Source organism: Streptomyces sp. RLA012, from assembly GCF_056270325.1.
The window spans coordinates 1,635,732-1,656,730 of record NZ_JBWDPA010000002.1 but is presented as its reverse complement, the minus strand read 5'-3'; the positions used below and the strand labels follow the sequence as shown (position 1 = coordinate 1,656,730).

19 protein-coding genes and 1 pseudogene are annotated in these 20,999 nt (G+C 70.1%); 16 read left to right on the top strand and 4 right to left on the bottom strand.

Features of this window, described 5'->3' with window-relative positions; translation table 11 throughout:
* From idi to galE, 4 genes and pseudogenes are all read right to left on the bottom strand, one after another.
* On the bottom strand, window positions 1-594 hold the full coding sequence (gene idi, locus RV986_RS07865) for an isopentenyl-diphosphate Delta-isomerase (protein WP_475916692.1): 594 nt from the start codon (window positions 592-594) through the stop codon (window positions 1-3).
* A 264-nt stretch (window positions 595-858) separates the two neighbouring features.
* A pseudogene (locus RV986_RS07860) lies at window positions 859-1,593 on the bottom strand (class I SAM-dependent methyltransferase); the annotation flags it as partial.
* A gap of 71 nt (window positions 1,594-1,664) precedes the next feature.
* Complete coding sequence (locus tag RV986_RS07855) at window positions 1,665-2,603, bottom strand: cation diffusion facilitator family transporter (protein ID WP_475916691.1); 939 nt, start codon at window positions 2,601-2,603, stop codon at window positions 1,665-1,667.
* Between the two features lie 156 nt (window positions 2,604-2,759).
* Window positions 2,760-3,737, bottom strand: coding sequence for a UDP-glucose 4-epimerase GalE (gene galE / locus RV986_RS07850; RefSeq protein ID WP_475916690.1), 978 nt, complete (start codon window positions 3,735-3,737; stop codon window positions 2,760-2,762).
* A 320-nt stretch (window positions 3,738-4,057) separates the two neighbouring features.
* On the opposite strand from galE, the gene RV986_RS07845 reads away from it, so the two are divergent.
* The 16 genes from RV986_RS07845 (at window position 4,058) to ispG (ending at window position 20,975) form a co-directional block, all read left to right on the top strand.
* Entirely contained in the window at window positions 4,058-5,863 is a 1,806-nt protein-coding gene (locus tag RV986_RS07845; RefSeq protein WP_475924212.1) for a DUF5941 domain-containing protein, read from the top strand.
* The gene (locus RV986_RS07840; RefSeq protein ID WP_475916689.1) at window positions 5,860-6,612 is read left to right on the top strand and encodes a phosphocholine cytidylyltransferase family protein; all 753 of its coding nucleotides are present in this window, start codon (window positions 5,860-5,862) and stop codon (window positions 6,610-6,612) included. The genes RV986_RS07845 and RV986_RS07840 overlap by 4 nt, the downstream gene beginning before the upstream one ends.
* Window positions 6,600-7,661 (top strand): iron-containing alcohol dehydrogenase family protein, encoded by a 1,062-nt coding sequence (locus RV986_RS07835; RefSeq protein ID WP_475916688.1) that lies wholly within the window; start codon window positions 6,600-6,602, stop codon window positions 7,659-7,661. Before RV986_RS07840 ends, RV986_RS07835 begins: the two co-directional genes overlap by 13 nt.
* The gene (locus tag RV986_RS07830; protein ID WP_475916687.1) at window positions 7,639-8,418 is read left to right on the top strand and encodes a CDP-alcohol phosphatidyltransferase family protein; all 780 of its coding nucleotides are present in this window, start codon (window positions 7,639-7,641) and stop codon (window positions 8,416-8,418) included. Before RV986_RS07835 ends, RV986_RS07830 begins: the two co-directional genes overlap by 23 nt.
* Before the next feature lie 8 nt (window positions 8,419-8,426).
* Complete coding sequence (locus RV986_RS07825) at window positions 8,427-9,299, top strand: glycosyltransferase family 2 protein (RefSeq protein ID WP_475924211.1); 873 nt, start codon at window positions 8,427-8,429, stop codon at window positions 9,297-9,299.
* Window positions 9,300-9,417: 118 nt separating this feature from the next.
* A complete protein-coding gene (locus RV986_RS07820; protein ID WP_475916686.1) occupies window positions 9,418-10,347 on the top strand; it encodes an ABC transporter permease in 930 nt (309 codons plus the stop codon).
* The gene (locus RV986_RS07815) at window positions 10,340-11,122 is read left to right on the top strand and encodes an ABC transporter ATP-binding protein (protein ID WP_475916685.1); all 783 of its coding nucleotides are present in this window, start codon (window positions 10,340-10,342) and stop codon (window positions 11,120-11,122) included. The genes RV986_RS07820 and RV986_RS07815 overlap by 8 nt, the downstream gene beginning before the upstream one ends.
* 357 nt (window positions 11,123-11,479) lie before the next feature.
* Entirely contained in the window at window positions 11,480-12,382 is a 903-nt protein-coding gene (hpnC, locus tag RV986_RS07810) for a squalene synthase HpnC (RefSeq protein ID WP_475916684.1), read from the top strand.
* Window positions 12,379-13,329, top strand: coding sequence for a presqualene diphosphate synthase HpnD (gene hpnD / locus RV986_RS07805; protein WP_475916683.1), 951 nt, complete (start codon window positions 12,379-12,381; stop codon window positions 13,327-13,329). The genes hpnC and hpnD overlap by 4 nt, the downstream gene beginning before the upstream one ends.
* The gene (locus tag RV986_RS07800; protein ID WP_475916682.1) at window positions 13,329-13,469 is read left to right on the top strand and encodes a DUF6380 family protein; all 141 of its coding nucleotides are present in this window, start codon (window positions 13,329-13,331) and stop codon (window positions 13,467-13,469) included. Before hpnD ends, RV986_RS07800 begins: the two co-directional genes overlap by 1 nt.
* Window positions 13,466-14,881, top strand: a complete 1,416-nt coding sequence (hpnE, locus tag RV986_RS07795) for a hydroxysqualene dehydroxylase HpnE (RefSeq protein WP_475916681.1) — start codon at window positions 13,466-13,468, stop codon at window positions 14,879-14,881. Before RV986_RS07800 ends, hpnE begins: the two co-directional genes overlap by 4 nt.
* Window positions 14,881-16,008, top strand: a complete 1,128-nt coding sequence (locus RV986_RS07790) for a polyprenyl synthetase family protein (RefSeq protein ID WP_475916680.1) — start codon at window positions 14,881-14,883, stop codon at window positions 16,006-16,008. Before hpnE ends, RV986_RS07790 begins: the two co-directional genes overlap by 1 nt.
* A 111-nt stretch (window positions 16,009-16,119) precedes the next feature.
* On the top strand, window positions 16,120-18,144 hold the full coding sequence (gene shc / locus RV986_RS07785) for a squalene--hopene cyclase (protein WP_475916679.1): 2,025 nt from the start codon (window positions 16,120-16,122) through the stop codon (window positions 18,142-18,144).
* Window positions 18,144-18,785, top strand: a complete 642-nt coding sequence (locus RV986_RS07780) for a phosphorylase family protein (RefSeq protein WP_475916678.1) — start codon at window positions 18,144-18,146, stop codon at window positions 18,783-18,785. The genes shc and RV986_RS07780 overlap by 1 nt, the downstream gene beginning before the upstream one ends.
* Window positions 18,786-18,790: 5 nt before the next feature.
* Window positions 18,791-19,813, top strand: coding sequence for an adenosyl-hopene transferase HpnH (gene hpnH / locus RV986_RS07775; protein ID WP_475916677.1), 1,023 nt, complete (start codon window positions 18,791-18,793; stop codon window positions 19,811-19,813).
* 4 nt (window positions 19,814-19,817) lie between these two features.
* Window positions 19,818-20,975 carry a flavodoxin-dependent (E)-4-hydroxy-3-methylbut-2-enyl-diphosphate synthase gene (gene ispG, locus RV986_RS07770; protein WP_475916676.1) on the top strand — a complete coding sequence of 386 codons (1,158 nt, stop codon included), beginning with the start codon at window positions 19,818-19,820 and terminating at the stop codon, window positions 20,973-20,975.
* The last annotated feature ends 24 nt before the right edge of the window (window positions 20,976-20,999 follow it).

The following is a 20,999-nucleotide window of genomic DNA, read 5'->3' as shown; positions in this document are numbered from 1 at the left end:
TCACCAGTCGGCGGACGGGCCCGTCAGCTCCCTGATCGCCGGACGGGCCGCGTCCAGGACGGTCATGAACCATGCCGAGAAGGGGTCCTTCGCGTGCCGCTCCATGAGCTCGGCGGCGGTCACGAACGCCGTGTCCCCGACCTCCTCCGGGTCGGGGTGCGGCGAGGACTGCACCATGCCGACGAAGAGGTGGTTGTACTCCTGCTCCACCAGGCCCGACTCGGGATCCGGGTGGTTGTAGCGGACCGTGCCCGCCTCGGCGAGCAGTGAGGGGGAGACCCCGAGCTCCTCGTACGTGCGCCGGGCGGCCGCCGCGAAGGGCGCCTCGCCGGGGTAGGGGTGACCGCAGCAGGTGTTGGACCAGACCCCGGGGGAGTGGTACTTGCCCAGGGCGCGCCGCTGGAGCAGCAGCCGGCCGTGCTCGTCGAAGAGGAACACGGAGAAGGCCCGGTGCAGCTGCCCGGGTGGCTGATGGGCGGCGAGCTTCTCCGCCGTGCCGATCGTGTTGCCGTCCTCGTCGACCAGTTCGAGCAAGATCGCTTCAACGGTGCCGTTCGACGAACTGTGCGTCGCGGTGGCAGGTGTGATCGGCATACCCATCCTTCGCATCGGTCTTCGAGTCCCAAGTCTGCCGTACGAAACCGGCACTCCCGGCACTTCGTGGCTCCCCGCATGTCCCGCCCCGGGCCCCCGGAGCGGGACCCGCGGCCGACGTACGTCAGTCGCCGGAAGCGGCCGGACACCTGATCGTGCCCGGTGTCGCGGACGAGGAATCGTCCAGGGCAGGGGGCATCAGGTGTTCGGCCGCGCCACCGGATCGGGTGGCGCGGACGGGACCCGTCAGGTGTCGACGGCGACCGGACGCAGGACGTAGCCGACGTAGTCGTACTCCCTCCCGTGCTCGCGCCGCATGGCGATCTCCGCCCGGGCGCCCGCCACGGCCTCGGCCATACCGGGGAGGGTGACGTCGGCCACGTCCGCGTGGGCGGCGAGCGGCTCGTAGTACTCGTCCCAGTCGGACTCCGGCTGCGGATGGACGCCGAGTACCGCGTACCCGGCGTCGAGCGCGGCCCTGGTGTCCTGACCGGTCGTACGCAGCGGCTCGTCCGCCCAGAAGGCGCGGGCCCGGTCGGACGGTGTGTCGGTGGTCCATACACAGTGTGTGAGCACGAGCGCGCCGCCGGGGGCGAGCAGCCGCCGCCAGCCGCGCAGCGCGGTGTCGAAACCGATCAGATAGGCCGAGCCCTCGGCCCAGATCAGGTCGAACGAACCGTCCGGGCAGGGGAGCTCTCCCATGTCCGCGTTGACGGTGCGGATCGACGCGGCGAGGCCGCGGGCCCTGGCGGCCGTGCGCAGTTCGGCGAGGAACGGCTCGTGCAGATCGACGGCCGTCACCTCTGCCGCGGCCTCGGCGGCCAGCAGCAGCGCGGACCGGCCGGGACCGCAGCCCAGGTCGAGCACGCGCGGACGGGCGGGCAGCGGGCCCGCGAGGGAGAGCAGATGCCGGGTGGTCGCGTCGGAGCCGGGGCCCTGCCGGGGCAGCCGGTGACGCAGGGCGAAGAAAGCCTCGTGGAGGGCGTCGCGGTCGGACAACGTGAGAAACCAGACCTTCGGATGCGGGGGCCCGGTCGGGGCCCCGACGGAGAGGCGCTCATCCGAGCCTCTCAATGACACAGTTTCGCCTCGTGCTCAGCGTGCCCGCTCGGCTCCAGCTGGAAGGTGCAGTGCTCCACGTCGAAGTGGTGGCCCAGGCAGCCCTGGAGCTCGTGGAGCATCTTCTCGTGACCGATGGCGTTCAGGACCTCGGAGCTGACGACCACATGGGCCGAGAGGACCGGCATTCCGGATGTGATGGTCCAGGCGTGCAGATCATGGACGTCCTCGACACCGGGCAGCGCCACTATGTGGGCGCGGACCTCCGCCATGTCGACGTCCTTGGGCGCCGCCTCCAGGAGCACGTCGAGCGTCTCGTGGAGCAGTTTCCAGGTGCGCGGGACGATCATGATGCTGATGAGGATCGAGGCGATCGGGTCGGCGGCCTGCCAGCCCGTGGTCATGATCACCACCGCGGAGATGATCACCGCCACCGAACCCAGCGCGTCCGCCACCACCTCCAGGAAGGCGCCGCGCACATTGAGGCTGTCCTTCTGGCCGCGCATCAGCAGGGCGAGCGAGATCGTGTTCGCGACCAGGCCGATCAGGCCGAAGACGACGGTCAGACCGCCCTCGGTGGCGGCGGGTGTCACGAAGCGGTGGATCGCCTCGTACAGGACGTAGCCGCCGACGCCGAGCAGCAGCAGACAGTTGGCGAGCGCGGCGAGGATCTCGGCCCGCGCGTAGCCGAACGTCCGGTTGCCGCTGGGCGGGCGGTTGGCGAAGTGGATCGCGAGCAGTGCCATGCCCAGGCCCAGTGCGTCCGTCGCCATGTGCGCCGCGTCCGCGACGAGCGCGAGCGAGTCGGCCATGATGCCGCCGACGATCTCGACCACCATCACGGTGAGCGTGATCGACAGCGCGACCCGCAGGCTCCCGCGGTACGCGGCCGCCGCCGTGCCGGTCGTGGGCGCGCCGTGCGCGTGCCCGTGATCGTGTCCAGCCCCCATGGAAGCCGCCTCCTGTGCTCTGCCCGGATCACAGTGAACTACGGGCGGGGGGTATCCGGCAACGCGGCACTGAACACCGTTGTCATATGCTCTGACCTGCGGAAATGATCTGCAGGTCAGAGCATGGTCACGATCGTTAATCCCCTGTTGGGGGAGTCAGTGCCGTGTCGGCGGACGGTGCGACAGCCATCCCTGCCACGCCGACTCGACCATCTCGCGCACCCCGCGCCGCGCGCTCCAGTCGAGTTTCCGGGCGGCCAGCTCGGCCGAGGCGACCGCCCGGGGGGCGTCCCCGGGGCGGCGCGCCTCGACGACCGGCTCCCGGGACTCCCCGGTGACCTCCTTGATCAGCGCGAGGAGCTCTCGTACCGAAACCCCTTCCCCGCGGCCGATGTTCACGGTCAGGTCGCCCGTCGCGCCGCCCGTCAGCCGCCGGGCCGCCGCGAGGTGCGCCTCGGCGAGGTCGGCCACGTGGATGTAGTCACGGACGCAGGTGCCGTCCGGCGTCGGATAGTCGTCGCCGAAGATCCGCGGCGCCTCGCCCCGGGTGAGACGGTCGAAGACCATCGGGATCACGTTGAACACACCGGTGTCGGCCAGCTCGGGCGTGGCCGCGCCGGCCACGTTGAAGTAGCGCAGACATACGGTCGCGATGCCGTGCGCCCGGCCCGCCGCCCGCACCAGCCACTCGCCGGTGAGCTTCGTCTCGCCGTACGGGCTCATGGGGGCGCAGGGGGTGGCCTCCGTGATGAGGTCCACATCCGGGTTGCCGTAGACGGCCGCCGAGGAAGAGAAGAGGAACCGCTCGACGCCCGCCCCGGCGACCGCCTCCAGGAGCGTCGCGAGTCCGCCCACGTTCTCCTGGTAATAGCGCGTGGGCTGGGCCACGGACTCGCCCACCTGCTTGCGCGCGGCGAGATGGACCACACCCGTCACCGCGTGCTCCGCGAGGACCCGCTTGAGCAGATCCCCGTCCAGTGACGAGCCCTGCACCAGGGGAATGCTCTCCGGGAGCCGGCCCGGCACCCCGGCGGAGAGGTCGTCCAGGGCGACGACGCGCTCCCCGGCCTCCGCCATCGCCCGGGCCACGTGTGCGCCGATGTATCCGGCCCCGCCTGTGATCAGCCATGTCATGGACGACCACCCTATGCCGGATCTCCCGCCCTGCCCGCTGTGTGCCGCTTCCGGCCGGTCCACACTGGTACATCGTCAATATCGTGAATACCCCGCTCTGCGGGGTGCGGTTTGTGACCCGGCACCCGGATCACCGATGATGATCGCGGCGGAGGCCCTACACAGGTCTGGTTGACCAGCCGTGAACGGGCGGTGAACGCCTGCTTCTCATCATCCGATAGCCTCTGCCGACATGCCGCCCGGTCACCGTGTGGACCTGGGCCTTCCCATCACGCACATGTCCGGCGCGAGGCCGCGCCGGAACCCAGGGAGTGAGTTCGCTGTCGACCGCCATCCTCACCGGCCAGCCGGTCCCCGGATCGTCGCTCGAGGGCGATCTGCGGTCGCTGGGCTTCGACGTGCGGCTCGCCGCCGAGGCCGCTGACGCCGAGACACTGCTGGCCGCCGTACCGGCCGACCAGCGGGTCGCCGTCGTCGACGCCCGTTTCGTGGGGCACCAGCACGCACTGCGCCTGGGTCTCACGGACCCCCGCTTCGCGGCCTCCGCACTGCCCGGGGCCGTATCGGTGCAGCCCGAGGCCCGCCGGGCGCTGACCCGCGCCGTGGCCCGCGAGAGCTCCGCCTCCGGCCCTCTCGCGGTCGCCACCGACAACCTCGCCGAGCGGCTCACCGCCGCCCTCGACGCGGACGGCGTCGCCGTGTACCGCCCCGAGCTCGGCACACTCGTCGCCGTGGTCCCCACCGACCCGCAGCAGCGCAACGAGGCCCGGCAGGCCGTCCTGGCCGTGGACGACGAGGCCGTACGTCTGCGCAGCGCGGTCAAGGCCCGCGACGGCTTCTTCACGACGTACTGCATCAGCCCGTACTCGCGCTACCTCGCCCGCTGGTGCGCCCGCCGCGGCCTGACCCCGAACCAGGTCACCACCGCCTCGCTGCTCACCGCGCTGATCGCCGCGGGCTGCGCCGCCACCGGCACCCGCGCCGGCTACGTCGCAGCGGGCCTGCTGCTCCTGTTCTCCTTCGTCCTGGACTGCACGGACGGGCAGCTGGCCCGCTACTCCCTGCAGTACTCGACGCTCGGCGCCTGGCTGGACGCCACCTTCGACCGCGCCAAGGAGTACGCCTACTACGCGGGCCTCGCCCTGGGAGCCGCCCGCGGCGGCGACGACGTATGGGCGCTCGCGCTCGGCGCGATGATCCTGCAGACCTGCCGGCATGTCGTCGACTTCTCCTTCAACGAGGCGAACCACGACGCCACCGCCAACACCAGCCCCACCGCCGCCCTCTCGGACAAGCTCGACAGCGTCGGCTGGACGGTCTGGGTGCGCCGGATGATAGTTCTGCCCATCGGCGAACGATGGGCGATGATCGCCGTCCTCACGGCCCTGACGACCCCCCGCATCACCTTCTACGCGCTGCTCATCGGCTGCGCCCTCGCGGCGACGTACACCACGGCGGGCCGCGTACTGCGCTCGCTGACCCGCAAGGCACGGCGGACCGACCGCGCGGCGCAGGCGCTGGCGGACCTCGCCGACTCGGGCCCCATCGCCGAGGCTGTGGCCTCGGGACCGGTCCGCAGAGCGAAGGCCCGCGCTTGTTCCGCGCCGCTTTGGGCCGCGCTGGGCACCGTGATCCTGCTGGTCGACGTGTCGTTCCGGCAGTTCGGAAACTGGCAGATGATCGTCGGCGCCCTCGTCTACGCGGCCTGCGCGGGCCGCGCGGTCGCGCGCCCCCTCAAGGGCCCCCTCGACTGGCTCGTGCCACCGCTCTTCCGGGCAGCGGAATACCTCACCGTGCTGATACTTGCCGCTCGCTCGGAGGTGAACGGGGCCTTGCCTGCGGCTTTCGGCCTGGTGGCCGCTGTCGCCTACCATCACTACGACACGGTGTATCGCATCCGCGGCAACGCCGGAGCCCCCCCGCACTGGCTGGTGCGGGCGATCGGCGGGCACGAAGGCAGGACTCTGCTGGTCACCGTCCTGGCCGCGCTGCTCACCGCCGCACAGTTCAAGGCCGCGCTCACGGCGCTCGCCGTGGCCGTGGCACTGCTGGTGCTCGTGGAGAGCATCCGCTTCTGGGTGTCCTCAGGGGCTCCCGCCGTACACGATGAAGGAGAACCCGCATGATCGGCCTCGTGCTGGCGGCCGGCGCCGGACGGCGTCTGCGCCCCTACACCGACAGCCTTCCCAAGGCTCTCGTGCCGGTTGGTCCCGCGGGCATAGAGGACAGCATCACGGTCCTGGACCTGACCCTCGGCAACTTCGCCGAGATCGGTCTGACCGAGGTCGGCATCATCGTCGGCTACCGCAAGGAGGCCGTCTACGACCGCAAGGCCGCCCTTGAGGAGAAGTACGGCCTCAGAATCACCCTCATCGACAACGACAAGGCCGAGGAGTGGAACAACGCCTACTCCCTGTGGTGCGGCCGGGACGCCCTCAAGGACGGCGTGATCCTCGCCAACGGCGACACCGTGCACCCGGTCTGCGTCGAGAAGACGCTGCTGGCCGCCCGCGGCGACGGCAAGAAGATCATCCTCGCCCTCGACACGGTGAAGAAGCTCGCCGACGAGGAGATGAAGGTCGTCGCGCACCCCGACAAGGGCGTCCAGAAGATCACCAAGCTGATGGAGCCCTCCGAGGCCACCGGCGAGTACATCGGTGTCACCCTCATCGAGGGCGGTGCCGCCGCCGACCTGGCCGACGCCCTGAAGACCGTGTGGGAGACGGACCCGCAGCAGTTCTACGAGCACGGCTACCAGGAGCTCGTCAACCGCGGCTTCAAGATCGACGTGGCGCCGATCGGCGAGGTCGAGTGGGTCGAGATCGACAACCACGACGACCTCGCCAAGGGACGGGAGATCGCGTGCCAGTACTGACGAGGCTCATTCCCTCGCCGGTGGTCGTCGACATCCGCCCGGGTGCCCTGGACGACCTGGCGAGCGTGCTCTCCGACGAGCGGATCTCGCACTCCGGGAAGCTGGCCGTCGCGGTGAGCAACGGCTCCGGCGCCAAGCTGCGCGAACGGCTCGCCCCGGCCCTGCCCGGCGCCACCTGGTACGAGGTCGGCGGCGGCACCCTCGACGACGCGATCCGGCTGGCCGGTGCCATAAAGGCCGGGCACTACGACGCGGTCGTGGGCCTGGGCGGCGGCAAGATCATCGACTGCGCGAAGTTCGCCGCGGCGCGGGTCGGGCTGCCGCTGGTCGCGGTGCCCACCAACCTCGCGCACGACGGCCTGTGCTCGCCCGTCGCGACCCTCGACAACGACGCGGGCCGCGGCTCGTACGGTGTGCCGAACCCCATCGCGGTCGTCATCGACCTCGATGTGATCCACGAGGCTCCCGCGCGGTTCGTGCGCTCCGGCATCGGTGACGCCGTCTCCAACATCTCCGCGATCGCGGACTGGGAGCTGGCCCACCGCGTCAACGGCGAGAAGATCGACGGTCTCGCGGCCGCCATGGCACGGCAGGCCGGTGAGGCCGTGCTGCGCCACCCGGGCGGCATCGGCGACAACGGCTTCCTCCAGGTGCTGGCCGAGGCGCTGGTCCTCAGCGGTGTCGCCATGTCGGTGTCCGGCGACTCACGGCCCTCGTCCGGCGCCTGCCACGAGATCAACCACGCCTTCGACCTGCTCTTCCCCAAACGCGCGGCGAGCCACGGCGAGCAGTGCGGCCTGGGCGCGGCCTTCGCGATGTATCTGCGCGGGGCGCACGAGGAGTCGGTGTACATGGCCGAGGTGCTGCACCGGCACGGGCTGCCGGTACTGCCCGAGGAGATCGGCTTCACCGTGGACGAGTTCGTGCGGGTCGTGGAGTTCGCTCCGCAGACCCGGCCCGGGCGCTACACGATCCTCGAACACCTCGACCTGCAAACCCACCAGATCAAGGACATCTACTCCGACTATGCCAAGGCCATCGGTAGCTGAACTCCGCCCCGTCGTTCACCCCGCAGGGGTGAAGGACCGGCGCAGCGGTGAGCACTGGGCGGGACGCCTGTACATGCGAGAGATCTCGCTGCGCTGCGACCGCTACCTGGTGAACACCAGGATCACGCCCAACCAGCTCACGTACCTGATGACCGTCTTCGGCGTGCTCGCGGCCCCGGCCCTGCTGGTGCCGGGGATCGCGGGCGCCGTGCTCGGCGTGGTGATGGTCCAGCTGTACCTGCTGCTGGACTGCGTCGACGGCGAGATCGCGCGCTGGCGGCAGCAGTTCTCGCTCGGCGGGGTCTACCTGGACCGCGTCGGTGCCTATCTGACCGACGCGGCGGTCCTGGTCGGCCTCGGCCTGCGCGCCGCCGACCTGTGGGGCACCGGGCGGATCGACTGGCTGTGGGCCTTCCTCGGCACGCTGGCGGCCCTCGGCGCGATCCTGGTGAAGGCCGAGACCGACCTCGTCGGTGTCGCCCGCCACCAGGGCGGGCTGCCGCCGGTCAAGGAGGCGGCGTCCGAGCCGCGCTCCTCCGGTATGGCGCTGGCCCGCCGGGCCGCCGGGGCGCTCAAGTTCCACCGGCTGATCCTCGGTATCGAGGCATCCCTGCTGATCCTGGTCCTCGCGATCGCGGACCAGATCACGGGCGACCTGTTCTTCACCCGGCTCGGCACCGCCGTACTCGCCGGCATCGCGATTCTGCAGACCGTGCTGCACCTCGTGTCCATCCTCGCCTCCAGCAGGCTGAAGTGAGCGCCCCGATGAAGGTCGGCGCGGTCGTCATCACGATGGGCAACCGCCCCGACGAGCTCCGAGACCTGCTGGACTCCGTCGCCAAGCAGGACGGCGACCGGGTCGAGGTGGTCGTGGTCGGCAACGGCTCGCCCGTCCCGGACGTCCCCGAAGGCATACGCACCGTCGAGCTGCCCGAGAACCTCGGCATCCCCGGCGGCCGCAACGTCGGCATCGAGGCCTTCGGCCCCGGCGGCACCGACGTGGACATCCTGCTCTTCCTCGACGACGACGGTCTCCTCGCGACCCACGACACCGCCGCGCTGTGCCGCGAGGCGTTCGCCGCCGACCCCGAGCTGGGCATCATCAGCTTCCGGATCGCCGACCCGGAGACTGGCGAGACCCAGCGCCGTCACGTACCGCGGCTGCGCGCCTCCGACCCGATGCGCTCCTCCCGTGTCACCACCTTCCTCGGCGGCGCCAACGCGGTCCGTACGAAGGTCTTCGCCGAGGCCGGCGGGCTTCCGGACGCGTTCTTCTACGCCCATGAGGAAACCGACCTGGCATGGCGGGCCCTCGACGCGGGCTGGATGATCGACTACCGGTCCGACATGGTGCTGTACCACCCCACGACCGCCCCTTCGCGGCACGCGGTCTACCACCGCATGGTGGCCCGCAACCGTGTCTGGCTCGCCCGCCGAAATCTTCCCGCACCGCTCGTCCCCGTCTACCTGGGCGTCTGGATGCTCCTGACGCTGGCGCGGCGTCCCTCCGGACCCGCCCTGAAGGCGTGGTTCGGCGGCTTCAAGGAGGGCTGGACCAGTCCGTGCGGTACCCGGCGTCCGATGAGGTGGCGTACGGTGTGGCGGCTGACCCGTCTCGGCCGTCCTCCCGTCATCTGACAAGCACGTTCGTGATCTGACAAGCTCGTTCCCGAGGGCACACGGCCGCACTCCGGCCCGTGCTCCTTGCCCCTGTCCGACCAGGCCGTGCGCATTTCGAAGACGAAAGTTTCCCTTTGTGAGTGAGACAACGCATGACGGAACAGTCGCGGTGAGCGATCGTCCGTCGCCCGACGACGGGCTCTCCGCGACCGCGCTGGCCGCCAAGTACGGGCTGGCCGTCAGCGGTGCCCGGCCCGGACTCGCCGAATACGTTCGTCAGCTGTGGGGGCGGCGGCACTTCATCCTCGCCTTCTCGCAGGCGAAACTGACCGCGCAGTACAGCCAGGCCAAGCTGGGCCAGCTGTGGCAGGTGGCGACCCCGCTGCTGAACGCGGCCGTGTACTACTTCATCTTCGGTCTGATCCTCAAGGCCAGCCGGGGCATGTCGCACGACACCTACATCCCGTTCCTGGTGACCGGTGTCTTCGTCTTCACCTTCACACAGAGCTCGATCATGGCCGGCGTCCGCGCGATCTCCGGCAACCTGGGGCTGGTGCGCGCGCTGCACTTCCCGCGTGCCTCGCTGCCCATCTCCTTCGCGCTCCAGCAGTTGCAGCAGCTGCTCTTCTCGATGCTCGTGCTGTTCGTCGTGGCGATCGGCTTCGGCAGCTACCCGGGCCTGTCCTGGCTGCTGATCGTCCCGATCCTGGTGCTCCAGTTCCTGTTCAACACCGGTCTCGCGCTGATCGTGGCCAGGCTGGGCGCCAAGACGCCGGACCTCGCCCAGCTGATGCCGTTCATCCTGCGTACCTGGATGTACACCTCGGGCGTCATGTTCTCCATCCACACCATGCTCGAAGGCCGGCCGGAGTGGGTCGTCCGCGTGCTCCAGGTGAACCCGGCCGCGGTCTACATGGACCTGATGCGCTTCGCGCTCATCGACGGCTACAGCGCCTCCAACCTGCCACCGCACGTGTGGGCCATCGCCACCTTCTGGGCCGTGGTCTTCGCCGCCGGCGGGTTCGTGTACTTCTGGAAGGCGGAAGAGAGGTACGGCCGTGGCTGACCAGGTGTCCCACATCCCCACCGTCATCGCGGACGAGCTGCACATCGTCTACCGCGTCAACGGCGCGAAGACCGGCAGGGGCAGCGCCACCGCGGCTCTCAGCCGTATCGTCAAGCGGGGCTCCGACGAGACGGCACGCGGCGTGCGCAAGGTGCACGCGGTCAGGGGAGTGTCCTTCACCGCCTACCGCGGCGAGGCCATCGGCCTGATCGGCTCCAACGGCTCCGGCAAGTCCACCCTCCTGCGGGCCATCGCCGGTCTGCTGCCCGCCGAGAGCGGCAAGGTCTTCACCGACGGCCAGCCCTCGCTGCTCGGCGTGAACGCGGCCCTGATGAACGACCTGACGGGCGAGCGGAACGTCATATTGGGCGGGCTCGCGATGGGCATGTCCCGCGAGCAGGTCAAGGAGCGCTACCAGGAGATCGTCGACTTCTCGGGCATCAACGAGAAGGGCGACTTCATCACCCTGCCGATGCGCACCTACTCGTCCGGCATGGCGGCACGTCTGCGCTTCTCCATCGCGGCCGCCAAGGACCACGACGTGCTGATGATCGACGAGGCCCTCGCCACCGGCGACCGGTCCTTCCAGAAGCGCTCCGAGGCCCGCATCCGGGAGCTGCGCAAGAGCGCGGGCACGGTGTTTCTGGTCAGCCACAACAACAAGTCGATCCGCGACACCTGCGACCGCGTGCTCTGGCTGGAACGCGGCGAGCTGCGGATGGACGGTTCGACCGACGAGGTCCTCAAGGAGTACGAGAAGTTCACGGGAAAGTAGCCCGTTTCGCCCAGGGCCCCGCCGGAACGGTTCGGCGGGGCCCTGCGTCTGCAAAGGGAAAGCCAACTCTGGCTGACCTTAGGAATCTTGACACCAATCGGTGTGTTGTTGTGATGTGCAGGACACCCCGACGAACCTCGCTGCGTTGTACAACGTAAGCTGTACCGGTGCTGAATCGCGGCAAGTGGGGCGATAATGCGCGACACCCGGCACTGCGCGCTGCGTGGGCCTCCGGGCGGCGTGTCCGAAATGGGCAGTATTGGGTCGGCAGTGTAGAACGGGAGATGTGACGGCAATGGCTACGGAAACTCTCCAGCTCCGCGATGCGGGTGCCGTCGCCGCGCCGGGTGGCGAGCGGTGACCGAAGCCGGGACGGCCCGCACTGGTGATCCCGAGCGTGGCATCCTCGACAAGGCTGCGGACGAAAACTTCCCCGTGGCGCCCTTTTTCCTGCCCAGGGCCTGGCGCGACGACCTGATGGCCGTGTACGGCTTCGCCCGCCTCGTCGACGACATCGGTGACGGCGACCTCGCCCCCGGGGGTGCGGACGCCCGTCTGCTCGGCGTGTCGCCCGAGCAGGCCGAGGACCGGCTCGCGTTCCTCGACGCCTTCGAGGCCGACCTGCATCGGGTGTTCGACTCGACACCGCACCACCCGCTGCTGCGCCGCCTGCAGCCCACGGTCCGCCGCGCGAGCCTCACCCCCGAGCCCTTCCTCGGTCTGATCGCGGCCAATCGCCAGGACCAGCTGATCAAGCGGTACGAGACCTACGACGATCTGCTGGCCTACTGCGAGCTGTCCGCCAACCCCGTGGGCCGCCTCGTCCTCTCCGTCACCGGCACCTCGACGCCCGAGCGCATCCGCCGCTCCGACGCGGTGTGCACGGCGCTGCAGATCGTCGAGCACCTCCAGGACGTCGCCGAGGACCTCGGCCGCGACCGCATCTACCTGCCCGCCGAGGACATGAAACGCTTCCATGTCCAGGAGGCGGATCTCGCCACGGCCACAGCAGGCGCATCGGTGCGCGCGCTGGTTGCATACGAATCAGAACGCGCGCTCCACCTCCTGAATGAAGGCACCCCCCTCGTGGGTAGCGTCCACGGCAGGCTCAAGCTGCTGCTCGCGGGGTTCGTGGCAGGGGGAAGGGCGGCGATCCGAGCGATCGCCGCCGCCGAATACGACGTACTTCCCGGCCCACCCAAGCCCGGCAAGCTCCAGTTGCTGCGCGAGGTGGGAGTGACTCTGCGAGGAAAGGGGTGATCCGGACCGTGGAGTCGGAACAACACGTGTCCGCACCGGTACTCGCCGCTTACAGCTACTGCGAGGCAGTGACCGGTCAGCAGGCGCGTAATTTCGCGTACGGCATCAGACTTCTGCCGACGCCCAAGCGTCGCGCGATGTCGGCGCTCTACGCGTTCTCACGGCGTGTCGACGACATCGGCGACGGCACGCTGGCACCGGATGTGAAGGCGGCCCGACTTGAGGACACCCGGGCGCTGCTCGCCCGGGTCCGCGAGGGCCGGGTGGACGAGGACGACACCGACCCGGTCGCGGTCGCCCTCAGTCATACCGCCGCATACTTCCCGGTGCCGTTGGACGGTCTGGACGAACTCATCGACGGCGTCCTGATGGACGTACGCGGTGAGACGTACGAGACCTGGGACGACCTGAAGGTGTACTGCCGGTGTGTGGCCGGGGCGATCGGGCGGCTCTCGCTCGGCGTGTTCGGTACGGAACCGGGCGCGCGCGGCGCCGAACGCGCGCCGGAGTATGCCGACACGCTCGGGCTCGCGCTTCAACTCACCAACATCCTGCGGGACGTACGGGAGGACGCCGCGGGCGGACGTACCTATCTGCCCGCCGACGACCTCGCGAAGTTCGGCTGCTCGGCCGGGTTCAACGGGCCGACCCCGCCCGAGGGCTCCGACTTCGCGGGCCTCGTCCACTTCGAAGTGCGACGGGCCCGCACCCTTTTCGCGGAGGGCTACCGGCTGCTGCCCATGCTCGACCGGCGCAGCGGCGCCTGTGTCGCGGCCATGGCGGGCATCTACCGGCGCCTCCTCGACCGGATCGAACGCGAGCCGGAGGCCGTGCTGCGCGGCCGTGTCTCGCTGCCGGGGCGCGAGAAGGCGTACGTCGCGGTGCGGGGACTGTCCGGTCTGGACGCCCGGCACGTCTCGCGCCGTACCGTCAGGAGGCGTACTTGATGGACAATCTGGGCCAAGGTGATGCCGGCGGTGAAAAACGGCAGGCAACCCTCCGGAGCCGGGTGGCGTCCCTGACTGCGATGGCCTGCCGCGCACCGTTCGATCACCGCGGCACGGCCGTAGGGGAGGGTGCACGATGAGTGAGGACACGCAGCCCACGGGGACTTCGGGCCGCCCGGAAGGGGCAGCCGCCGTGGTGGTCGGTGGAGGGCTGGCAGGGATCACCGCCGCGCTCGCGCTGGCCGATGCCGGGGTGCGTGTCACCCTGCTCGAAGGGCGGCCGCGACTCGGTGGGCTCGCCTTCTCCTTCCAGCGCGGCGAGCTCACCGTGGACAACGGTCAGCATGTGTATCTGCGTTGCTGCACCGCCTACCGCTGGTTCCTCGACCGTATCGACGCCGCCTCGCTCGCGCCGCTGCAGGATCGTCTCGACGTGCCCGTTCTCGACGCCGAGGGCAGTCCGGGCCGGCGGCTCGGCAGAATCGGCCGCGACGCACTGCCCGTACCGCTGCATCTGGCGCGCAGCCTGGCGACGTATCAGCATCTGTCGCTGTCCGAGCGCGCCAAGGTCGGCCGTGCCGCGCTGGCGCTCAAGGCGCTCGATCTCCACGATCCGGCGCTCGACGACCAGAACTTCGGCCGTTGGCTCGCCGAGCACGGTCAGTCGGACCGTGCCATCGAGGCACTGTGGGACCTGGTGGGGGTCGCCACCCTCAACGCGGTGGCCGGCGATTCCTCGCTCGGGCTCGCCGCGATGGTGTTCAAGACCGGTCTGCTGTCCGACCCGGGCGCGGCCGACATCGGCTGGGCACGCGTCCCGCTGGGCGAACTGCACGACACCCTGGCCCGCAAGGCGCTCGACTCCGCGGGCGTGCGTACCGAAGTCCGTACACGCGTCACCTCCATCTCCCTTAACGAGAACGGGCGTTGGAGCGTTCAGGTTCCCGGTGAGAGCCTCGACGCCGACACCGTCGTGCTCGCCGTACCCCAGCGCGAGGCCCACGATCTGCTGCCCGAGGGAGCGCTCGACGCCCCCGAACGGCTGCTGGAGATCGGTACCGCGCCGATCCTCAACGTCCATGTCGTCTACGACCGGAAGGTGCTCGCGCGTCCGTTCTTCGCGGCGCTCGGCTCCCCGGTGCAGTGGGTCTTCGACCGCACCGAGGCGTCCGGGCTGCGGGAAGGGCAGTACCTCGCCCTCTCGCAGTCGGCCGCCCAGGACGAGATCGACGAACCCGTCGCCGTCCTGCGCGAGCGCTATCTGCCCGAGCTGGAGAGGCTGCTGCCCGCCGCGCGTGGCGCCGAGGTGAAGGACTTCTTCGTGACCCGGGAGCGCACGGCGACGTTCGCCCCCACCCCAGGCGTCGGGCGGCTGCGGCCCGGCGCCCGCACCAAAGCCCCCGGCCTCTGTCTGGCCGGCGCGTGGACCGCCACCGGGTGGCCCGCGACCATGGAGAGTGCGGTCCGCAGCGGCGTGGGTGCGGCGGGAGCCGCGCTGAGCGCCCTGGGCCGGCCCCGCGACCATCTCCTCGCGTTCGAGGAGGCGGCCTGATGCTCGACGAGCGCGCGGCAGACCCCCGCACCCCCGGTACCGCAACAAGAGGAGAGACTGTGCCCACTGTGCCCCCGGCCGACAAGGCTGCCGACGCGGTGGACGTGACCGCGCTCCTGGAGCGCGGCCGGACCCTGGCCACACCGGTGCTGAAGGCGGCCGTCGACCGCCTGGCGTCACCCATGGACACCGTCGCCGCCTACCACTTCGGCTGGATCGACGCCCAGGGCAACCCCGCGGACGGCGACGGCGGCAAGGCGGTGCGCCCCGCGCTGGCCGTACTGTCCGCGCAGGCCGCCGGTGCCGCACCGGAGGTCGGCGTGCCCGGCGCGGTCGCGGTCGAGCTGGTGCACAACTTCTCCCTGTTGCACGACGACCTGATGGACGGCGACGAACAGCGCCGCCACCGCGACACCGTCTGGAAGGTGCACGGGCCCGCCCAGGCCATCCTCGTCGGCGACGCCCTGTTCGCGCTGGCCAACGAGATCCTCCTCGAACTCGGCACCGCCGAGGCCGGCCGTGCCACCCGCCGCCTCACCACCGCCACCCGCGCCCTGATCGACGGTCAGGCGCAGGACATCTCCTACGAGCACCGCGACCGCGTCAGCGTCGAGGAGTGCCTGGAGATGGAGGGCAACAAGACGGGCGCCCTGCTCGCCTGCGCCTGCTCCATCGGCGCGGTCCTCGGCGGCGCGGACGACCGCACCGCCGACACGCTGGAGAAGTACGGCTACCACCTCGGCCTGGCCTTCCAGGCCGTCGACGACCTCCTCGGCATCTGGGGCGACCCGGAGGCCACCGGCAAGCAGACCTGGAGCGATCTGCGCCAGCGCAAGAAGTCCCTGCCGGTCGTGGCGGCGCTCGCCGCGGGCGGGCCCGCCTCCGAGCGGCTCGGCGAACTGCTCGCCGAGGACGCCAAGGCCAGCGACTTCGAGAACTTCTCCGAGGAGGAGTTCGCCGCGCGCGCCGCGCTCATCGAGGAGGCGGGCGGCCGTGAGTGGACCGCCCAGGAGGCCCGCCGTCAGCACACCATCGCCATCGAAGCCCTGAACGCCGTCGACATGCCCGACCAGGTGCGGGCCCAGCTCGTGGCGCTCGCGGACTTCGTCGTCGTACGGAAGAGATGATCACTATCGGTCGAATACACCTCGCGTAGTCGCCGGCCGGTGCCGCGGGACAACGACGCACCGGCCGACGGCGGACCCAGCAGAGACGTACCACTGCACGAAGGGGAAGCCATGACAGCGACGACCGACGGAAGCACCGGGGCTCTGCCGCCCCGCGCTGCCGCGGCCAGCGAAATCCAGGAACAGACGACTCCCGTGGCGGCCGGGACAGTCGAGACCCGAGACGTCGCCACGCACGCCGTACAGCGCGCCACCGACTTCCTGCTCTCGCTGCAGGACGCGGAGGGCTGGTGGAAGGGCGACCTCGAGACGAACGTCACGATGGACGCCGAGGACCTGCTCCTGCGTCAGTTCCTGGGAATCCGCGACGAACCGACCACACGTGCCGCCGGGCTGTTCATCCGCGGCGAGCAACGTGAGGACGGCACCTGGGCCACCTTCTACGGCGGCCCCGGCGATCTCTCCGCCACCATCGAGGCATACGTCGCCCTGCGCCTGGCGGGGGACCGGCCGGACGAGCCGCACATGGCGAGGGCGGCCGCCTGGATCCGCGAACGGGGCGGTATCGCCTCGGCCCGCGTCTTCACCCGGATCTGGCTCGCCCTGTTCGGCTGGTGGAAGTGGGACGACCTGCCCGAACTCCCGCCGGAACTCATCTACTTCCCGAAGTGGATGCCGCTCAACATCTACGACTTCGGCTGCTGGGCACGGCAGACGATCGTGCCGCTGACCATCGTCTCGGCGAAGCGTCCGGTGCGGCCCGCGCCGTTCCCGCTCGACGAGCTGCACACCGACGCCGACAACCCCAATCCGGTCAAGCCCCTCGCCCCCGCGGCGAGTTGGGACGGGTTCTTCCAGCGTCTGGACAAGGCGCTGCACCAGTACCGCAAGGTCGCCCCGCGCGGGATGCGCAGGGCCGCGATGAGAGCGGCCGGACGCTGGATCATCGAACGGCAGGAGAACGACGGCTGCTGGGGCGGCATTCAGCCGCCCGCGGTGTACTCCGTCATCGCGCTGCACCTGCTCGGCTACGACCTCCAACACCCGGTGCTGCGCGAGGGCCTGGCATCGCTCGACCGTTTCGCCGTGTGGCGCGAGGACGGTGCCCGGATGATCGAGGCCTGTCAGTCGCCCGTCTGGGACACCTGCCTCGCGACCATCGCGCTCGCCGACGCCGGCCTGCCCGCCGACCATCCGCAACTCGTGAAGGCCGCGGACTGGATGCTCGGCGAGGAGATCGTCCGGCCCGGCGACTGGGCGGTGAAGCGCCCTCAACTCCCGCCGGGAGGCTGGGCGTTCGAGTTCCACAACGACAACTATCCCGACATCGACGACACCGCCGAGGTCGCCCTCGCGCTGCGCCGGGTCCGCCACCACGACCCGGAGCGCGTCGACAACGCCATCGGGCGCGGGGTGCGCTGGAACCTCGGTATGCAGTCCAAGGACGGCGGCTGGGGCGCCTTCGACGTCGACAACACCAGCGCCTTCCCCAACCGGCTGCCGTTCTGCGACTTCGGGGAGGTCATCGATCCGCCGTCCGCCGACGTCACCGCCCATGTGGTGGAGATGCTCGCGGTCGAGGGGCTCTCGCACGACCCGCGCACCCGCCGGGGCATCGAGTGGCTGCTGGCCCACCAGGAGCCGAACGGGTCCTGGTTCGGCCGCTGGGGCGTCAACTACGTCTACGGCACGGGGTCGGTGGTGCCCGCGCTGATCGCCGCCGGACTGCCCGCCTCGCACCCGGCGATCCGCCGGGCGGTGGCCTGGCTGGAGACCGTCCAGAACGACGACGGCGGCTGGGGCGAGGATCTGCGCTCCTACCACGACGTGGCCGAGTGGAGCGGCCGCGGCGCCTCGACCGCCTCGCAGACCGGGTGGGCGCTGCTCGCCCTGCTGGCCGCGGGGGAGCGGGACTCCAAGGCCGTCGAGCGCGGGGTGCAATGGCTCGCGGAGACCCAGCTGCCGGACGGCTCCTGGGACGAGCCGTACTTCACCGGCACCGGGTTCCCGTGGGACTTCTCGATCAACTACCACCTCTACCGGCAGGTCTTCCCGCTCACCGCGCTCGGCCGCTATGTCCACGGTGAGCCGAGCTTCGTCCACGGCGAGTCGTTCGCCGAGGTCAAGGGGGGTTGATGAGCACGAAGCCCGGCCCGGCCCCGCTGCTGATCGCCTGCGCGCTCGGCATCGAGCACCTCGCCCTGCGCAGCGGCGACCGCACCGGGGCCGACGGGCCCGTCACCATCCTGCGCACCGGCATGGGGCCCAAGGCCGCCGAGCGCTCGCTCACCCGGGTCCTCGCCGACCCGGCACTGCGCGAGGCCGCCGTCCTGGCCACGGGTTTCTGCGCGGGGCTCGCCCCGGGCATGCACCCCGGTGACCTGGTGGTCGCCGAGGAGACCCGGGACCCGAGCGGCAGCACCCCGTGTGTGGGCACCGATCTGCTCGTCAAGGAACTGGTGCGCGCCGTGCCCGGGCGCACCGTCCACATCGGCCCGCTCACCGGCTCCGACCATGTCGTCCGCGGTCACGAGCGGTCCGATCTGCTCGCGACCGGCGCGATCGCGGTCGACATGGAATCCGCGGCCACGCTCCACAGCGCCGTGCGTGCGGGTGCGCGCCCCGTTGCGGCCGTACGAGTGGTCGTGGACGCTCCAGAACATGAACTCGTCCGAATCGGCACAGTGCGCGGTGGAATATCAGCTTTCCGTGTTCTTCGTGCCATCCTTCCCGCTTTCTTTGAATGGCACCGTTCTTTGTTGCTCCCTCGGAGGTGAGCCAGATGGCTATGCCGCTTCGGCAGACCATGAAGGTCGCTGCGTACCTGTTTGAACAGAAGCTCAGGAAGCGGGAGAAGTTCGCGCTGCTTGTCGAGTTGGAACCGCTCTTCGCGTGCAACCTCGCCTGCGAGGGCTGCGGCAAGATTCAGCACCCGGCGGGTGTGCTCAAGCAGCGCATGCCCGTGGCGCAGGCCGTGGGGGCGGTGCTCGAATCCGGCGCTCCCATGGTGTCCATCGCCGGCGGCGAGCCGCTGATGCACCCGCAGATCGACGAGATCGTGCGGCAGTTGGTGGCCAAGAAGAAGTTCGTCTTCCTGTGCACGAACGCGCTGCTGATGCGCAAGAAGATGGACAAGTTCAAGCCCTCGCCGTACTTCGCGTGGGCCGTCCACATCGACGGGCTGCGTGAGCGGCACGACGAGTCGGTGGCCAAGGAGGGTGTCTTCGACGAGGCCGTGGAGGCGATCAAGGAGGCCAAGCGGCGCGGCTTCCGGGTCACCACCAACTCGACGTTCTTCAACACCGACACCCCGCAGACCGTCATCGAGGTCCTGAACTTCCTCAACGACGACCTGAAGGTGGACGAGATGATGCTCTCGCCCGCCTACGCCTACGAGAAGGCGCCCGACCAGGACCACTTCCTCGGCGTCCAGCAGACCCGGGAGCTGTTCAAGAAGGCCTTCGCGGGCGACAACCGGCGCCGCTGGCGGCTCAACCAGAGCCCGCTCTTCCTGGACTTCCTGGAGGGCAAGGTCGACTTCCCGTGCACCGCGTGGGCGATCCCCAGCTACTCGCTCTTCGGCTGGCAGCGGCCCTGCTATCTGATGAGCGACGGGTACGTGCAGACGTACAAGCAGCTTCTTGAGGAGACCGACTGGGACTCCTACGGCCGCGGCAAGGACGAGCGCTGCGCCAACTGCATGGCGCACTGCGGCTACGAGCCGACCGCGGTCCTGGCCACCCTGGGCTCCCTCAAGGAGTCGCTGCGCGCCGCCCGGGAGACCTTCACGGAAAGCCGCGGGTGACCTCATGACCGCCGTTTCCTTGGGCCTCCCCGAGGTGCCGGTCCGACCGATCGCGGAGCGCCGTGTCTCACGGCAGATCCAGGTCGGACCGGTGGCGGTCGGGGGAGGAGCACCGGTGTCGGTGCAGTCGATGACGACGACACGTACGTCGGACGTCGGCGCCACGCTGCAGCAGATCGCGGAACTCACCGCGTCCGGCTGCCAGATCGTCCGTGTCGCCTGCCCCACGCAGGACGACGCGGACGCCCTCGCGACCATCGCCCGCAAATCGCAGATCCCGGTGATCGCGGACATCCACTTCCAGCCGAAGTACGTCTTCGCGGCCATCGACGCGGGCTGTGCCGCGGTGCGGGTGAACCCCGGCAACATCAAGCAGTTCGACGACAAGGTCCGCGAGATCGCCCGGGCGGCCTCGGACGCCCGTACCCCGATCCGGATCGGGGTCAACGCCGGGTCGCTCGACCGGCGGCTGCTGCAGAAGTACGGCAGGGCCACGCCCGAGGCGCTGGTCGAGTCGGCGCTGTGGGAGGCGTCGCTCTTCGAGGAGCACGGGTTCCGCGACATCAAGATCTCCGTGAAGCACAACGACCCCGTGGTGATGGTCAACGCGTACCGGCAGCTCGCCGCCCAGTGCGACTACCCGCTGCACCTCGGGGTGACGGAGGCCGGCCCGGCGTTCCAGGGGACCATCAAGTCGGCCGTCGCCTTCGGGGCGCTGCTCAGCGAGGGCATCGGCGACACCATCCGGGTGTCGCTCAGCGCACCGCCCGCCGAGGAGGTCAAGGTCGGCCTGCAGATCCTGGAGTCGCTGAACCTGAAGCAGCGGCGGCTGGAGATCGTCTCGTGCCCGTCCTGCGGGCGCGCCCAGGTCGACGTCTACAAGCTGGCCGACGAGGTCACGGCCGGTCTGGAGGGGATGGAGGTCCCGTTGCGCGTCGCGGTCATGGGCTGCGTCGTCAACGGCCCCGGAGAGGCGCGGGAGGCGGACCTGGGGGTCGCCTCCGGCAACGGCAAGGGGCAGATCTTCGTCAAGGGCGAGGTCATCAAGACCGTACCCGAGTCGAAGATCGTGGAGACCCTCATCGAGGAAGCGATGAAGATCGCCGAGCAGATGCAGAACGACGGCGTCGCGTCCGGCGAACCGGCCGTCACCGTGAGTTGATCAGCACGGACCGAGAGGGGGCCC

What these genes read in the sequence shown, in the direction of transcription:
- idi (WP_475916692.1), bottom strand. Translation starts at nt 594, where the DNA reads ATGCCGATCACACCTGCCACCGCGACGCACAGTTCGTCGAACGGCACC.
- RV986_RS07855 (WP_475916691.1), bottom strand. Translation starts at nt 2,603, where the DNA reads ATGGGGGCTGGACACGATCACGGGCACGCGCACGGCGCGCCCACGACC.
- galE (WP_475916690.1), bottom strand. Translation starts at nt 3,737, where the DNA reads ATGACATGGCTGATCACAGGCGGGGCCGGATACATCGGCGCACACGTG.
- RV986_RS07840 (WP_475916689.1), top strand. Translation starts at nt 5,860, where the DNA reads ATGATCGGCCTCGTGCTGGCGGCCGGCGCCGGACGGCGTCTGCGCCCC.
- RV986_RS07830 (WP_475916687.1), top strand. Translation starts at nt 7,639, where the DNA reads ATGCCAAGGCCATCGGTAGCTGAACTCCGCCCCGTCGTTCACCCCGCA.
- RV986_RS07825 (WP_475924211.1), top strand. Translation starts at nt 8,427, where the DNA reads ATGAAGGTCGGCGCGGTCGTCATCACGATGGGCAACCGCCCCGACGAG.
- RV986_RS07800 (WP_475916682.1), top strand. Translation starts at nt 13,329, where the DNA reads ATGGACAATCTGGGCCAAGGTGATGCCGGCGGTGAAAAACGGCAGGCA.
- hpnE (WP_475916681.1), top strand. Translation starts at nt 13,466, where the DNA reads ATGAGTGAGGACACGCAGCCCACGGGGACTTCGGGCCGCCCGGAAGGG.
- RV986_RS07790 (WP_475916680.1), top strand. Translation starts at nt 14,881, where the DNA reads ATGCTCGACGAGCGCGCGGCAGACCCCCGCACCCCCGGTACCGCAACA.
- shc (WP_475916679.1), top strand. Translation starts at nt 16,120, where the DNA reads ATGACAGCGACGACCGACGGAAGCACCGGGGCTCTGCCGCCCCGCGCT.
- RV986_RS07780 (WP_475916678.1), top strand. Translation starts at nt 18,144, where the DNA reads ATGAGCACGAAGCCCGGCCCGGCCCCGCTGCTGATCGCCTGCGCGCTC.
- hpnH (WP_475916677.1), top strand. Translation starts at nt 18,791, where the DNA reads ATGGCTATGCCGCTTCGGCAGACCATGAAGGTCGCTGCGTACCTGTTT.
- ispG (WP_475916676.1), top strand. Translation starts at nt 19,818, where the DNA reads ATGACCGCCGTTTCCTTGGGCCTCCCCGAGGTGCCGGTCCGACCGATC.